The organism is Micromonospora auratinigra, from assembly GCF_900089595.1.
In the GTDB taxonomy this organism is placed as follows: Bacteria; Actinomycetota; Actinomycetes; order Mycobacteriales; family Micromonosporaceae; genus Micromonospora; species Micromonospora auratinigra.
This window is the reverse complement of sequence record NZ_LT594323.1, coordinates 4,342,138-4,357,364: the sequence shown is the minus strand read 5'-3', so window position 1 is coordinate 4,357,364 and position 15,227 is coordinate 4,342,138. Positions and strand designations below refer to the sequence as shown.

Below are 15,227 nucleotides of genomic sequence, written 5' to 3'. Positions count from 1 at the left end.
CGCCGGGCCGCACGGCCAGGGCCGGCAGGAGCGGGAACTCGCATGTCAGAGGCGTTGCGCTTCGAAATCCTCGGCCCGCAGCGAGCCTGGCTCGGGGATCGTGCGCTCGACCTCGGGCCGAGCAAGCAGCGGGCCGTGCTCGCCGTGCTGCTCCTCTCCGCCGGCCGACCGGTGCCCACCGCGCAGATCGTCGAGGCGGTCTGGCCGGAGGACCCGCCGGCCAACGGGCCGAACGTGGTGCAGAAGCATGTCGCCGGCCTGCGCCGGGTGCTGGAGCCGGAGCGCTCCCCGCGTACCCCGGGCCGGCTGCTCGCCCTCACCGACGCCGGGTACGTCCTGCGGGTCGACCCGACAGCGGTCGACGCGGTCCGCTTCGAGCAGGGCGTACGCCGGGCCGAGCGGGCCCGCGCCGAGGGCCGGACCGCCGACGCGGTGGCCGAGCTGAAGGCGGCGCTGGAGCTCTGGCACGGCGAGCCGTTCGGCGGCTTCAGCGGGGCGTTGCTGGAGGCGGCCCGGCACCGGCTGACCGAGACCCGGGCGACGGCGCTGGAGACCCGGGCCGAGCTGGAACTGGAGTTGGGCCGGCACCGGGAACTCGTCGGCGAGCTGGTCCGCCTGGTGGCCGAGTACCCGCTGCGGGAACGGCTCCGACAGCAGCTGATGTTGGCGCTGCACCGCAGCGACCGGCAGGCCGAGGCGCTCGCCGCGTACCGGGAGTTCGCCGGGCTGCTCCGCGACGAGTTCGGCATCGAGCCGGGGGAGGTGCTCCAGGACCTGCACCGGCGGATGCTGCGCGCCGACCCGACCCTGACCCCGGCCACCGCGGCCTCCGTCGTCCCGTCACCCGCGCCGCCGCCCACCGCCGGGAACCCGCCCGGGTACGCGGCCGAGGCTCCCGGCCCGGACCCGTCCGGACCGGACCCGGCGGCCGTCGGCGCCCCGACGGACCCGCGTTCCGGATCGCCCGATCCGGCCCCCGCCCCGGCCCCCGCTCCGGCGGAGCCGCGCGACGGTCCGCCCGAACCGGCCCCCGCTCCGGCGGAGCCGCGCGACGGTCTGCCGGTCCCGGCCATCGGCCCACCCGTGGCCGGTTCGTCCGCTGACGGTTCGTCCGCTGTCGGGCCGGCGGCCCCGGTCGAGGCGTGGCCCGCGCCGGCCGGTCGGACCGACGACCTCGCCACCCGGTCCCCGGCCCCGGCACCTGGCATGCCGGCCGGGCCGGGCCTCGGGCCGGTCGCCCCACCCTTCCCGTCGACCCCGCCTCCGGCGCTGCCCGGCCCACCGCCGGTCCGCCGGCCGAGGCCCGCGCCGCGCTGGGTCAGCATCACCGCCACCGTGCTCGGCGCCCTCATCGTGCTGCTCTCCTTCGGCTGCTTCACCTGGCTGGTGGTGCTCGGCTACGCGGCCTGGCGGCGCAGCTGGCGGCTCGCGCTCGCCGGGGCCGGCTACCTGGTCTGCGCGACCGTGGTCAGCTGGCTGCTGCTGCGGGGCGATCCGGAGGCGGAGTCGCCCGACTGGGAGGTGCTGCTGTTCGTCGGCCTGACCGGCATCTGCTGGTTGGCCGGGGCCGTGCACGTGGTGCTGCTGAGCCGCCGGCTCTGGGCGATGCTCACCGGCCGTACCGACGACCGCGCGGCCGAGGAACGCCGGGTGCTCCGGGAACAGGCCCGGTACCTGCTGCACCAGTTCCCGGCCGCCCGGTACGAGCTGGCGATCGGCCGACCCGACGTGCCCCACCGCTTCGACGACGGCGGCCTGGTCGACGTCAACGCGGTCGGCGACCAGGTGCTCGCCACACTGGCCGGACTGGACGCCGGGCAGCGCCGCCAGCTCGCGATGGACCGGTGGCTGCGCGGCCCCTACCGGTCGATGGAGGAACTGGCCGGCCGGTGCATGTTCCCGCCGGCCGTCACCGAGGCGCTCCGGGACGTGCTGCTCTTCCTGCCGCCGCCGCCCACCCTGTCCCTGCCGTCCGGTACGCCGCCGGGGCCCACGGAGTCCGCGCCGGCCGCCGACCCGTCGTGAGCCGGGGCCGTCGGCCGGGGCCTGGTAGAAATGCCGGATGAGCCAGGATCGGGCGGCGGTACGGGAGCGGGCCGAGGCGGTGCTGCGGCGGCTGGCCGGCGAGCACGCCCGGCTGCGTGAGGACCAGTGGCGGGCGATCGAGGCCCTGGTGGTGGACCGGCGGCGGGTGCTCTGCGTCCAGCGCACCGGCTGGGGCAAGTCGGCGGTCTACTTCGTGGCCACCGCGCTGCTGCGGGAGCAGCCCGCGCCGGCCGGCCCCACCGTGATCGTCTCGCCGCTGCTGGCGCTGATGCGCAACCAGGTGGAGTCGGCGGCCCGCGCCGGCATCCGGGCCCGCACCATCAACTCGGCCAACCTCGACGAGTGGGACGAGATCACCGCCGAGATCCACGCCGGCGCGGTGGACGTCCTGCTGATCAGTCCGGAACGGCTCAACAACCCGGACTTCCGGGACGGGGTGCTGCCGAAGCTGGCCGCCACCACCGGGGTGCTGGTGGTGGACGAGGCGCACTGCGTCTCGGACTGGGGACACGACTTCCGGCCCGACTACCGCCGGCTGCGGACCTTCCTGGCCGAGCTGCCGGAGCGGACGCCGGTGCTGGCCACCACCGCCACCGCCAACGCCCGGGTCACCCAGGACGTGGCCGAGCAGCTGGGGGACGCCCTGGTGCTGCGCGGCAGCCTCGACCGGGAGTCGCTGCGCCTCGGGGTGGTCGACCTGCCCAGCCCGGCGCACCGGCTGGCCTGGCTCGCCGACCACCTGGACCGGCTCCCCGGCTCCGGCATCATCTACACGCTCACCGTCGCGGCGGCCAGCGAGACGGCCGAGTTCCTGCGCGCCCGGGGCTGGTCGGTCGCCTCGTACACCGGGCAGGCCGAGGACGCCGACCGGCGCGCGGCCGAGCAGGACCTGCTCGACAACAAGATCAAGGCGCTGGTCGCCACCAGCGCGCTCGGCATGGGTTTCGACAAGCCCGACCTCGGCTTCGTGGTGCACCTCGGCGCGCCGCCCTCACCGATCGCCTACTACCAGCAGGTCGGGCGCGCCGGCCGGGCCGTGGAACACGCCGAGGTGCTGCTCCTGCCCGGCGTCGAGGACGCCGCCATCTGGCGCTACTTCGCCTCGCTCGCCTTCCCGCCGGAGGAGCAGGTCCGGGCGGTGCTGGCCGCGCTGCACCCGGACCGGCCGATCTCCACCCAGGCGCTCGAACCCCTCGTCGACCTGCGCCGGGCCCGGCTGGAGCTGATGCTCAAGGTGCTCGACGTGGACGGCGCGGTCCGCCGGGTCCGCGGCGGCTGGCTCGCCACCGGCGAGCCCTGGGTCTACGACGAGGCCCGGTTGCGCCGCGTCGCCCAGGCCCGCACCGCCGAGCAGCAGGCCATGCGGGAGTACGCGGGCACCACCGGCTGCCGGCTGCGCTACCTGCGGGAGTGCCTCGACGACGCGGGGGCGGGTGACTGCGGCCGCTGCGACAACTGCGCCGGCGCGCTCTTCACCGCCGAGGTCTCGGCCACCGCGCTCGGCGCCGCGCAGACCTTCCTCGGTCGCCCCGGCGTGACGGTCCCGCCGAAGAAGCTCTGGCCGACCGGCCTCGACGCGGTGGGCGTACCCCTGAAGGGGCGCATCCCCCCGGCGGAGCAGGCGCTCGCCGGGCGGGCCGTGGGCCGCCTCTCCGATCTGGGCTGGGGCGGCCGGCTGCGCGGCCTGGTCGGACCGGAGGCGGCGGACGGCCCACTGCCGGACGACCTGGCCGGCGCGGTGGTGGAGGTGCTGAAGGCGTGGGCGCACGGCGACGACCCGTGGCCGCGCCGCCCGGTCGGGGTGGTCGCGGTCGGTTCCCGCAGTCACCCGACGCTGGTCGGCTCGCTCGCCGAGCGGATCGCCACGGTGGGCCGGCTGCCGCTGCTCGGCGCGGTGGTCCCCACCGGCCCGTCCGCCGGCGCCGGGCCGCGCGGCAACAGCGCCCAGCGGGTACGCGCCCTGCACGACGCCTTCACCGTCCCCGACGGGCTGGCGGACGACCTCGCCGGGCTGGACGGACCGGTGCTGCTCGTCGACGACCTGGTCGACTCCGGCTGGACGCTGACCATGGTGGCCCGGCTGCTGCGCCGGGCCGGCGCCCCCGACGTCCTCCCGCTGGCCCTCGCCGTCGCCGGCTGACCGCCAGCGGGCCGCCGCGGGCCGCCGGCGGTCGTCGGAGGGTCGTCGGAGGGTCGTCGGAGGGTCGTCGGAGGGTCGTCGGAGGGTCGTCGCGGGCCGAGGTCGGCCGGCAGCCGGGAAAAGTTCCCCGGCCCGTCGGATTGCGAGCGTCGCCACCGTCCCCGGCCACCGCCGGGCCGGTGTGCCACGCGCCGGTACCGTGGTCGCATGACCGAGCCCCGAGCCACCGTCGCCGAGCTGCCCGCCGGCGGTCCGGCGTCGGGCGGCCCGGAGCCGGACCCGGCCCTCGGAGTGGACCGGGGCACGCTGCGGCTCGCCCTGGTGGTGGGCGGGCTGGTGCTCGCCGTGCTGCTCGGCTTCGGCCTCGGCCGGCTGAACCCGCCGCCGACCGTGCCGGCCGGTGCCACCCCGGCGGACGGCGGGCACACCCACGCCCCGGGTACCGGCGCGCACTCGCACGGCGGGGCCGACGTCGACCAGGCCGGGGGAGCGGACGTCGGCGGCCTGTCGATCAGCTCGGGCGGGTACACGCTCGCCCCGTCGGCCGTGGAGTTCCCGGTCGGCCGGGCCGGCGAGCTGCGCTTCCAGATCCGCGACGAGCAGCGCCGGGCGGTCACCCGGTTCGCCGTCGTGCACGACAGGCCGCTGCACCTGATCGTGGTGCGCCGCGACCTCACCGGCTACCAGCACCTGCACCCGACGATGGCGTCCGACGGCACCTGGTCGGTGCCGTTGACCCTGCCGCAGGCCGGTGCCTGGCGGGCGTACGCCGACTTCACCGTGGTCGCCGACGACGGCCGGCAGACCGCCGTCACGCTCAGCACCGACCTGGTCGCCCCCGGCCGGTACGCGCCCCGGCCACTGCCGGCCCCGGCCGCCTCGACCACGGTCGACGGGTTCACCGTCGGGCACGAGGGCACCCCGGAGCCCGGTCGGGCGGTCCCGGTGCGCTTCACGGTCCGGGCCGGTGCCGGGCCCGCCCCGCTGGAGCGCTACCTCGGCGCGTACGGCCACCTGGTCGCGCTGCGCGAGGGGGACCTGGGCTACCTGCACGTGCATCCCGGCCCGCAGGCCGAGCCGGGCACGGTGACGTTCTGGCTGACCGCGCCCGGGCCGGGCCGCTACCGGATGTTCCTCGACTTCCAGGTGGGCGGGGTGGTCCGCACCGCCGCGTTCACCCTGGTCGTCGCCTGAGCGCTCAGCCGGCCCGGCGGACCGGGCGGCGGGCCAGGTAGCGGAGCAGGTCGCGGATGTGGTGCTTCTCCTCGGCGGGCACGGTCGGGTCGGCCAGCCGCTCCAGGATCACCCGGACGTCCGCCTCCACCGGGGCGTCGTCGCCGCCGCGCCGACGGGGCGCGGTGCCGGCGTCGGGCAGCCCGAGGGCCCGGAACGCGGCGGCCACCGGCAGGTCGAGGGCGGCGCAGAAGCCCCGCACCTTGGCCAGTTCCGGATAGTCCTGCCAGTCCCCGGCCAGCCAACGGAAGACGGTCGACCGCCCGACGCCGGTGTGCGTGGCCAGGTCGGTCACCGTCCAGCCGCGTTCCTCGCGGGCATCATCGATGGCGCGCCGGACGAAGCGCGCGAAGGCCATCTGGGGCGAAACGTCTGCCGAACCCATCCCTGGAGGGTCATCCTTCCCGGCCGGAGCACCGGACGGTGCGCCTAAGAGGTTAGTACGACCGGACCGGGAAACAACTGACTGATCGGTCCGAAGGTCCCGTGTGCGGGACCGGGATCGCTTGTCTCCGGTCAACTACAGTGGGTCGACCGCCGCCCACCCGCCGAGCAGGAGCAGCATGTCCGAGCCCAGCCGTCCGGTGCCGTACCGCCCCGGCGTGGTCAGCCTCTTCTTCGTCGTCAAGGCCGCCTTCTTCGCCCTCGCCTGCTGGATCTGGCTACTGGTGCTGGTGTTCAGCGGGGGGACCACCAGCGGGGCGCACGTCCTGGCGGCGGCCTTCGCCGTCACCTTCACGCTGGTCGGCGTGGCGCTCGGCGTACGGCTCGCGCTCCAGCGCAACGCCGCCGTCCGGCACGCCGAGCTGAAGCGGCTGCTGGTCGACATCTCCTGGAACGCGTTCGCCGCCGCCGGCAACGCGGAGCAGCAGGCCACGGTGGTGCCCTTCCCGACCCAGCCCGGCGACGGCGGCACGTTCGGCGGCGCGGAGCGGCGGGAGCGCCCGCGCGACCGGCGCCGCTAGTCGGCGAGCAGCGTCTCCAGCCGGGGGGTGATCCCCCACTGGTCGACCAGCTCCCGGTACTCGGCGCGCTGGCCGTCGGTGGCCGGGCCACCGCTGCGCCGGGCCCGGATCAGCAGGTTGCGCGGGGTGTGCGCGGAGTCGACGAACTCCACCACCTCGGCCCGGTAGCCGTGCAGCCGGAGCAGCCCGGCCCGCAGGGCGTCGGTCAGCACGTCCGCGAAGCGCTCGCGCAAAATGCCCTGCCGGGTGAGCAGCTCGTACGGCGCGGGGGCCGGACGGGCCCGGAGCTGGGCCGCGACGTCGTGGTGGCAGCACGGGGCGGCGAGCACCCAGCGGGCCTGCCAGCGGACGGCCCGGGCCAGCGCCTCGTCGGTCGCGGTGTCGCAGGCGTGCAGCGCCAGGACGAGATCGGGGGCCGGATCGACCACCGCGTCGGCGATGGTGCCGGCCACGAACCGGACCCGGTCGGCCCAGCCGAGGCGCTCGGCCAGCTCGGTGTTGCGCCGCCGCTGGTCCTCGCGGACGTCCACCCCGACCAGTTCGACGTCCAGCCCGCGCCGGGTCAGGTACCGGTGGGCGGCGAAGGTCAGGTACGCGTTGCCGCAGCCCAGGTCGACGACCCGGAGCGGGCCGGTGAGGTCGTCCGGCAGGGTGGCCAGCAGGGCCCGCAGGAACGCGTCGACCTGGCGGCGCTTGGCCGCCGAGCCGCCGATCTCGGCGAAGAGCGGGTCTCCCGGGTCGAGCAGCCAGTCCTTGGCGCGGTCGTTGCCCGCCGGCTCCGGGGCGGGCCGGCTCGCCGCCGCCCGGTGCACCTGGGCCTCGCCCGACTTGGTGACCCGAAGTTGGAGGGTGGCGCCGGCCGTCTCCACGTGCCAGTTCCCGAACGGCTCGGCGAGCAGCGCGTCGACGGCCGCGCCGGCCTCCGCGCCCGGGGCCACGTTGCGGGTGTACGGCCGCGCGCCGTCCGAGGTGGAGATCTGCAGCCGGGCGCCGGCCTTCAGGGTGACCGGGCGCAGCTCGGCCCGGACCACCGAGGGGCGTTGTCCACGGCGTCGGCCGGCACCGACCGCGCGGGTCAACGTGGGGTCGAGCAGCAGCGTCCGCACCTCGGCGAGGGCGGCGTCCAACGGTTCCGGCATCGCTCCATCTTCCTCTTCGCGGCCGGGCGGCCGTTCTCCGGCGGCCCGGTACGGTCGGCCGTCGGCCGGCCGGGTGAGGTCGGCCGTCCGCCGGCCCGCCGCCCCGGCATCTGGTCGGCACCCTTTGCTCTGCTTCAACGCACGCAACACGAACCGGTCCGGAGTGTTGCGCCGGCTGAAGCAGAGCAAAGGCCGCGGAGGGCAGGTGCCGGGCGTGGACGGGCCGTCGTCCGAAGGCAGCGCGGGTCGCTGCCCCGACCGGGGCGGACATGGGACGTCCCCCGGAGCCACCGGGCCCGGGGGACGTCGATCACGCTCGTCAGTCGGCGGTCGCCTCGGCCGGCGTACCCGCGCCCGAACCACCGCCACCCCGGCGGCGCCGGCGGCGACGCGGCTTCGGTGCCGGCTCGCCCTCGGCGGTCGCGGACGTGGCCGGCTCGGCGCCGCCCTCGGCGGTGATCACCGCGGTCGGCTCGCCCGCCACCACCTCGCCGGCCCGGCGACGACGGCGGCGACGCGGGTTGCGACCGCCCTCCTCGCCGGCGGCCTCGGTGCTGTCACCGTCCGGGGCGGGCGCAGCGGCGGCGGCGTCGTCGCGACCGCGCCGGCGCTCCCGGCCCCGGCCGTCGCCACGCCGGGCACCGCGCTCACCGCGCTCGCCACGCCGGGACCGACCGCCACCCAGGTCCTCCTCGACCTCGGCGGAGAGCCCGGCCCGGGTCCGCTCGGCGGTCGGCAGGGTGCCGCTGACCTCGGTGGAGATGTCGAGGTCGGTGTAGAGGTGGGGAGAGGTGTGGTACGTCTCCGGCGGCTCGGGCATGTCCAGGCCGAGGGTCTTGTCGATGATCCGCCAGCGGGGCATGTCGTCCCAGTCGACGAAGGTCACCGCGACACCGGTCGCTCCGGCGCGGCCGGTGCGGCCGATCCGGTGGGTGTAGGTGTCCTGGTCCTCGGGGCAGTCGTAGTTGATCACGTGGGTCACGCCGGTGACGTCGAGCCCGCGCGCCGCCACGTCGGTGGCGACCAGAATGTCGATCTTGCCGGCCCGGAACGCCCGCAGGGCCCGCTCCCGGGCGCCCTGGCCCAGGTCGCCGTGCACGGCGGCGACGGCGAAGCCCCGGAAGTCGAGATCCTCGGCGACCCGGTCGGCGGCCCGCTTGGTGCGGGTGAAGATCATGGTCAGGCCGCGCCCCTCCGCCTGGAGGATCCGCGCCACGATCTCGACCTTGTTCAGCGAGTGGGTGCGGTAGACCAGCTGCTGGGTCTGCGGCGACGGGCCGGTCTCGGCGGTGTGCCCGGCGTGGATGGTCACCGGCCGGCGCAGGAAGCGCCGGGACAGCGCGACGATCGGGTCCGGCATGGTGGCCGAGAAGAGCATGGTCTGCCGGTCCTCGGGCAGCATCGCCAGGATCTTCTCGACGTCGTCGAGGAAGCCCAGGTCGAGCATCCGGTCGGCCTCGTCGAGCACCAGCGCGCGGACCCGGTCGAGCCGCAGGTGCTTCTGCTTCTGCAGGTCCATCAGGCGGCCGGGGGTGCCGACCAGGATCTCGACGCCCTTGCGCAGCGCCTCGATCTGCGGCTCGTACGCCACCCCGCCGTAGATCGGCAGCACCCGGACGCCCCGGGTACGCCCGGCGGCGTCGAGGTCCTTGGCGACCTGGATGCCCAGCTCACGGGTGGGTACGACGACCAGCGCCTGCGGCACGCCGTCGCCACCCTCGGACGGGGCGAAGACCCGCTCCAGCAGCGGGATGCCGAAGCCGAGGGTCTTGCCGGTGCCGGTCGGCGCCTGGCCGATCAGGTCGACGCCGCGCAGCCCGATCGGCAGCGCGTACTCCTGGATCGCGAAGGCGCGGGTGATGCCGGCGGCGGCCAGCGCCTCGACGGTCTCCGGACGGGCGCCGAGCTCGGCGAAGGTGGGTGCCTCCGGACGGACCGGAGCGGTGGGGGCCAGCGGCTGGCCCTGAATCTGCTCGCTCATATGGATGTAGGGGTGCCCTCTCGTGGTGCGCCCCTTGGTCCTCAGGGCGCGAACGGTATGGCGCGGGCCACACGGTCGGGGGCGGTTTCGCCGGGCCCGACCGGGCCGCACGCGCGCCGGGGACCGGCGGCGACCAGCCCTGCTGGTCGGTTCGGTGCCCACGGCAACTGTCTCATCCTACCTGAACCACCCCTCGGTGGCCCCGATTCCGGGTGACGGTACGACACCCGGGGGTGATGTGTGTGACTTGGGTCACATCATGGGTGGGGTAGCCTGCGCTCGTGTCCGCCTCCGACCCTGCCGTCACCGACCTGCTCGGGCTCGTCGCGTACGGCGAACTGCTCGCCTTCGACCGGCTCGCCACCGACGCCCGGCTCGCCCCCGATCTGCGCCGACGGGCGGCGCTGTCGGAGATGGCCGCCGCCGAGATCGCTCACTACCGGTGGCTCGCCGACCGGCTCGTCGCGCTCGGGTCCAGCCCCGACGAGGCGATGGCCCGGTACGCCGGGGCGCTGGAGGCGTACCACGACTCGACCGAGCCGAAGGACTGGCTGGAGGCGCTCACCAAGGCGTACGTCGGGGACGCGATCGCCGACGACTTCCTGCGGGCGGTCGCCGAAGGGCTGGAGCCGCCGGACCGCCAGCTCGTGCTCGACGTGCTGCACGACTCCCGCTACGTCGAGTTCGCCGCCACCGAGATCCGGGCGGCCGTCGCGGCCGACCCGAAGGTGGCCAACCGGCTCTCCATGTGGGCCCGGCGGCTCCTCGGGGAGGCGCTCTCCCAGGCCGGCCGGGTGGCCGCCGCCGACCGGGGCGGCCTCACCACGCTGATCGCCCGCCGCGAGGGCGGGGAGGACGTGCCGACGCTGTTCCGCCGGCTGACCGACGCGCACACGGCGCGGATGACCGCCGCCGGGTTGAACAACTGACTCCCGAGGGCGGCCGGACTCCGGCGGCCGCCGTGGCGGTGCCCCGCCACGGCGGACCGGCGGGGAATCAGCGGACGGTGAAACCGACCGCGCGGGGCGAGGCCTCCGCGATCTCGACGTAGGCGACCTTGCTGACCGGCACGATGATCCGCCGGCCCTTCTCGTCGGTCAGGGAGAGGGTGCCCTCGCCCTTGGCGACGGCGTCGGTCACGATCTGCTCGATCTCGGCCGGCGCCTGCGCGCTCTCCAGGACCAGCTCCCGCGGCGCGTACTGCACGCCGATCTTGACCTCCACTGTGCCTCCTCAACTGGGGCGAAAGAGCCGCCGTGGGAAGGCTATCCGATCTGCGGGCCCGATGTTCAGGCTGACTCACCTTGCAGCGGGAAGCTGGCGATGCCCCGCCAGGACAGGGCCGCGACCAGCGCCTCGGCCTCCGCCTTGGGCATCTGACGCCCGCCGGCCAGCCAGAACTGCGCGGCCGTCTCGGCCGCCCCGACCAGGCCGGACGCGAGCAGCTCGGCGTGCGCCCGGCTCACCCCGGTGTCCGAGATGATGGTGTCGGTTATCGCCGCGATGCAGCCCTGCTCGACCCGCTCGACCCGCTGCCGGACGGCCGGGTCGTTGCGCAGGTCCGACTCGAAGACCAGCCGGAACGCCTCGCTCTCGTGGTCGACGAAGTCGAAGTACGCGCGCACCGAGGCGCCGACCCGCTCCTTGTTGTCGTTGGTGCCGCGCATCGCGTCGTGCACCTTCGCCACGATGGCGTCACAGTGCGTGTCCAGCAGCGCCAGGTAGAGCTCCATCTTGCCCGGGAAGTGCTGGTAGAGCACGGGCTTGGAGACTCCCGCGCGCTCGGCGATGTCGTCCATCGCGGCGGCGTGGTAGCCCTGCGCGACGAACACCTCCTGAGCGGCCGCGAGCAGCTGCTTGCGTCGCGCCGAGCGGGGCAGGCGGGTGGGCCGGCCGGCGGTCTGTGCACCGTTCCCCACTGCGGTCATGGGAACCTCCGAGTTTCATCGTACGAGCCGGCACTTATCACCCGAACCGGTCGGGGTTCGTGAACCCGTCCCGGAATTGGCCCGCCGCTGTAACTTATCGCCACTGTCACCACACGGTAGCCTCAGCGGGGGCGACCAAGGAGCGCGCGGTGACTGAATCAGGCCAACCCGGAGCCGCCACCCCGGGAGAGCACGGCGACGGGACGGGTCGGGACGACCTGGCCCGCACCGGCGGCGGGTGGGCGCCCCCGGCGACCGGCTGGTCCCGCGGCCCCGAGTCGGCCGGCGCCTGGTCGCGCCCCGACCGCACCGGCTGGGCGACCTCGTCACCCCGCCACGGCGACCTCCCGGCCCCGCTGCCGGGGCTGCCGGCCGACGAGCCGGCGGCCCGGGTGAACGGCCACCACGTCAACGGCGTGCCGCACGCCGGGGAGGAGTCGCCCGTGACCCGCCAGCCGCCGGTGAGTGCCCCGCCCGCCGACGAGGCGCGCCGGGACACCGATGGTGACCGGCTGGTCGTACCGGCCCCGCGCCCCGCGCCCGCCGGGGAGCAGGCCTCCAGCGAGACGGAGCCGCCCGCCCGGCACGCCTCGGAGGAACCACCCGCCGCCCGGGTCCGCTGGGCCGACGGGGGCGTCCCGTCGTCCGCGCCGCCCGCCCTCCAGGTGCCACCGGTCGGTGCCACCGCCTCCGGCTTCGAGATGCCGCCCGGCTTCCACGCGCCGACCATCGACCCGGCCGGCGGCGAGCAGCCGCCGTCGCTCTCCCAGGGCTGGGCGGACCGGTTCCCGCCCGAGCCACCGCCCCTCGCCCGGGGCTGGGCCGACCCCGCCGCCGGGGCGCTCCCCGCCGACCAGGGCGGGCCCGCTGATCAGGGGGGCCCCGCCAACCAGGGCGGCCCCGCCGATCCGGGCCGCGGCACGGCGCACCCCGACTGGGCCGAGCGCGCCGGTGCGCCCGCCGCCGACCCGTACCGGGCCGACCCGGTGGTCGGCTCGCCCGCCGGCCGCCCGGAGCGGTCCGATCGTGCCGTGGAGTCGGCACCGGAGCAGCAGGGTGCGGCCGGACCGTCGGGCGACCGGGCCGACCGGGCGGCGGGGTCGCCGCACGCCGGCCCGGACCGGGCCGGTTCGCCGTCGGGTCAGGACCGGACGGCCGGGTCGCCGTCCGGCCGGGACCGGGTGGACCCCGCCGGACCGCCGGCTGCCGGGCCGGACCGGGCGGATCCCGCCGGGTCGCCGGCTGCGGGGCGGGACTGGATGGATCGCGACGGGTCGCCGGCTGCCGGGCGGGACTGGACGGATCGCGCCGGGGCGCCGCCCGCCGGGCGGGGCTGGGCGGATTCCGCCGGGTCGCCGGCTGCGGGGCGGGACTGGATGGATCGCGACGGGTCGCCGGCTGCCGGGTGGGACCGGGCGGATTCCGCCGGGTCGCCCGCCGGGCGGGACTGGGCGGCCCCCACCGGGTCGCCCGCGGGCCGGGACCGGGCCGAGCGGCCGGGGCCCGTGCCGCCCGCCGGGGCGGCCGCCGACCGGGTGGCGGGACCGGCCGAGGACCACCGCGCGGCGTCGGTCGAGCCGGAGTGGTCCGGACCGGGCTGGAACCGGCCGAGCTGGGGTGGCGGCTGGGCGCCGCCGTGGGCCCGCGAGGACGACCCGGCGCGCGCCGTCGGGAACGAGCCGGTCGACCGCCGCGCCGCCGGGGACGAACCGGTGGACCAGCGCGCCGGGGATCCCCGCCCGTTCGCGGCCCGGCCCGGTGAGGACGAGCGGTTCGGCCGCCGTACCGGGGAGCCCGGGTCGCCGGACGCCCGCCGCGCCGAGGACGAGCGGGCCGCCGAGCGCGGCGCCGACGAGAGGCCGCCCGGCCGGCGGTCGGTCGAGGACGAGCCGGTCGGGCGCCGGGCCCGCGTGGAGCAGGCCGACGAGTGGGCCCCGGACCCGGTGCGGCCGTACGTCCCGCAGCGCGCCGAGCCGTCACCGGGGTACGAGCCACCCCGGGCCGAGCCGGTCCGGCCGTACGAGCCGGTGCGGGCCGAGCGGAGCGCCGCTCACGAGCCGACCCGCTTCCCCGAGCCGACCCGCTTCCCCGAGCCGACCCGCTTCCCCGAGGCGTTCCGGGGCGGCCCCGAGCCGGCCACTCCCGCCAGCTCCGAACGACCCGCCTGGGCGGGACCGCCCGTCCCGGTGACCCCGTTCGGGGCGCCGCCGCACACCACCCCGACCAGCGCCCCGCCGGTTCCCCGCGAGGCTCCCGGCGGGTACGCCCCGACCGGCGGTGTCCGGCGGGCCGACGAGCGCGACGGCTCGGCGTACCGGCCGTGGGGCGGGGCGGGGGAGGAACCGGCCGGGACCGCCGACCGCCGACCGCCGCCGCCCGCTCCGGACCCCGCCGACGGCGGGACGCCGGGTGCCGACCGCAACGCCGCGGCCCCGCCGAACACCTCGGGTTACGCGGCCCGCCGGTCCGCGCCCGAGCCGGCGGCCGCCGCCGAGCCGCTCGCGGGGAACCCGCCGACGGAACCGGCGGTGCTGCCGCAGCGCGTCCCCGCCCAACCGGATGTGCCCGTCGTGCCGGAGCCGCCAGCCGTGGAACCGTCCGCCGAGACCCCGGAGCTCGCCCGCATCGCCACCCACCTGCGCCGGGACGACGAGCCCGCACCGCTGCGCGAGCGGCCCGAGGGCTTCGACGTCAACGCCATCCTCGACGCCGTCCGGGAGGTGGCGGGGGTACGCGACGCCGCGCTGCGCCGTACCCCGGCCGGGGCGCACAGCCTCCGCCTCGACCTGTCTGACGGCGCCGACCCGGCCGAGGTGAGCCGGGTGGTGGCCCGCCTGCTCCAGGAGCGGATGGGACTCGCCGCCGCGCCGCAGAACCTGCCGGGTACGCCGGTCACCCCGCCGCCCCCGGTCCGCCGCCGGTCCACCACGGCCCGCTCCGCCGTCGAGTCCCGCCCGGCCGAGGAGCGGCCCGGGGCACGGCCGGCCGAGGAGCGCCCGGCACCGGGTCGCGCCGCCGAGGAGCAGCCGGTGCCGAGCCGTGCGGCCGACGAACGTCCGGGGCGACCCGCCGACGAGCGTCCGGCCCTCGGGCGGACCGCCGAGGAGCGCCCGGGTACGGGTCTGCCGGCCGAGGTGGCCGAGCCGGCCGGTGAGCCGACGCGACGGCGCCGCCCGGTCACCACCCACCGGGGGCGTGCCGCGGTGGAGGAGGCCTCGTTGGCCGCCGCCCCGGCCGGCGGGCCCACCGGCAGCCCGGTGACGCTCGGCACGTCGTACTCCGGTGGCCAGATGACCACGACGGAGACCGCGCCGTCGCGACCACTGGACACCGGCGGGGTGCCCGGGCCCCGGGTGGTGATCGACCACGTCCAGGTGAGCACCTTCGGCCTGGACGCCACCGTGGAGGTACGCCTGCTCGCCGGCGGCCGGACCGCCGAGGGGCACGCCACCGGGCCGGCCGTCGACGGGTACGTGCTCCGGCTCTGCGCGGTGGCCGCCGCGGCGGCGGTGGACGAGCTGCTCGGTGGCGTCGCGTCGACCGGGGAGCGGGGCCGGTGCTTCGTCGAGCACGCCGCCGTGGTGCCGTTCGGCAACTGCGAGGTGGCGACGGTGGTGGCCCTGCTGGTCTGCGACGGCTGGGTGGAGCAGTTGGCCGGTTCGGCGCTGGTCGCCGGCGATCCCCGGTCGGCGGTGGTGCGGGCCACCCTGGCCGCGGTGAACCGCCGGCTGGAGGCCCTGCTGGCGTGACCGGTCTCCCGTGTCGGGCCGCCGGCGGGCGGGAACACTGGAGAAC

11 protein-coding genes are annotated in these 15,227 nt (G+C 76.9%); 6 read left to right on the top strand and 5 right to left on the bottom strand.

All coding sequences use genetic code 11. From position 1 onward, the window contains the following. Positions 1-42: 42 nt before the first annotated feature. From GA0070611_RS19500 to GA0070611_RS19490, 3 genes are all read left to right on the top strand, one after another. On the top strand, positions 43-2,025 hold the full coding sequence (locus tag GA0070611_RS19500) for an AfsR/SARP family transcriptional regulator (protein WP_091666358.1): 1,983 nt from the start codon (positions 43-45) through the stop codon (positions 2,023-2,025). A gap of 37 nt (positions 2,026-2,062) precedes the next feature. Continuing rightward, positions 2,063-4,186, top strand: a complete 2,124-nt coding sequence (locus GA0070611_RS19495) for a RecQ family ATP-dependent DNA helicase (protein ID WP_091666355.1) — start codon at positions 2,063-2,065, stop codon at positions 4,184-4,186. Between the two features lie 207 nt (positions 4,187-4,393). After that, complete coding sequence (locus GA0070611_RS19490) at positions 4,394-5,380, top strand: hypothetical protein (RefSeq protein WP_091666353.1); 987 nt, start codon at positions 4,394-4,396, stop codon at positions 5,378-5,380. A 4-nt stretch (positions 5,381-5,384) separates the two neighbouring features. Here the strand turns inward: GA0070611_RS19490 and GA0070611_RS19485 are convergent, their stop codons facing one another. Further along, positions 5,385-5,804 carry a helix-turn-helix domain-containing protein gene (locus GA0070611_RS19485; protein WP_091666350.1) on the bottom strand — a complete coding sequence of 140 codons (420 nt, stop codon included), beginning with the start codon at positions 5,802-5,804 and terminating at the stop codon, positions 5,385-5,387. A gap of 178 nt (positions 5,805-5,982) precedes the next feature. Here GA0070611_RS19485 and GA0070611_RS19480 point away from each other — a divergent pair, with 178 nt between their 5' ends. Continuing rightward, on the top strand, positions 5,983-6,384 hold the full coding sequence (locus tag GA0070611_RS19480; protein WP_091666348.1) for a hypothetical protein: 402 nt from the start codon (positions 5,983-5,985) through the stop codon (positions 6,382-6,384). Here GA0070611_RS19480 and GA0070611_RS19475 read toward each other — a convergent pair. Then, positions 6,381-7,523, bottom strand: coding sequence for a class I SAM-dependent methyltransferase (locus GA0070611_RS19475; RefSeq protein WP_091666346.1), 1,143 nt, complete (start codon positions 7,521-7,523; stop codon positions 6,381-6,383). The genes GA0070611_RS19480 and GA0070611_RS19475 overlap by 4 nt on opposite strands. Before the next feature lie 319 nt (positions 7,524-7,842). After that, a complete protein-coding gene (locus tag GA0070611_RS19470; RefSeq protein ID WP_091666343.1) occupies positions 7,843-9,504 on the bottom strand; it encodes a DEAD/DEAH box helicase in 1,662 nt (553 codons plus the stop codon). 281 nt (positions 9,505-9,785) lie between these two features. On the opposite strand from GA0070611_RS19470, the gene GA0070611_RS19465 reads away from it, so the two are divergent. Beyond that, the gene (locus GA0070611_RS19465; RefSeq protein WP_091666341.1) at positions 9,786-10,433 is read left to right on the top strand and encodes a ferritin-like fold-containing protein; all 648 of its coding nucleotides are present in this window, start codon (positions 9,786-9,788) and stop codon (positions 10,431-10,433) included. A 67-nt stretch (positions 10,434-10,500) separates the two neighbouring features. On the opposite strand, the gene GA0070611_RS19460 is transcribed toward GA0070611_RS19465, so the two are convergent. Both GA0070611_RS19460 and GA0070611_RS19455 read right to left on the bottom strand, forming a co-directional pair. Beyond that, a complete protein-coding gene (locus tag GA0070611_RS19460; protein ID WP_091666338.1) occupies positions 10,501-10,728 on the bottom strand; it encodes a DUF3107 domain-containing protein in 228 nt (75 codons plus the stop codon). Between the two features lie 65 nt (positions 10,729-10,793). Beyond that, a complete protein-coding gene (locus tag GA0070611_RS19455; protein ID WP_091666336.1) occupies positions 10,794-11,432 on the bottom strand; it encodes a TetR/AcrR family transcriptional regulator in 639 nt (212 codons plus the stop codon). 149 nt (positions 11,433-11,581) lie between these two features. On the opposite strand from GA0070611_RS19455, the gene GA0070611_RS31950 reads away from it, so the two are divergent. Then, a complete protein-coding gene (locus tag GA0070611_RS31950) occupies positions 11,582-15,181 on the top strand; it encodes a hypothetical protein (RefSeq protein ID WP_231921167.1) in 3,600 nt (1,199 codons plus the stop codon). Positions 15,182-15,227: the final 46 nt, after the last annotated feature.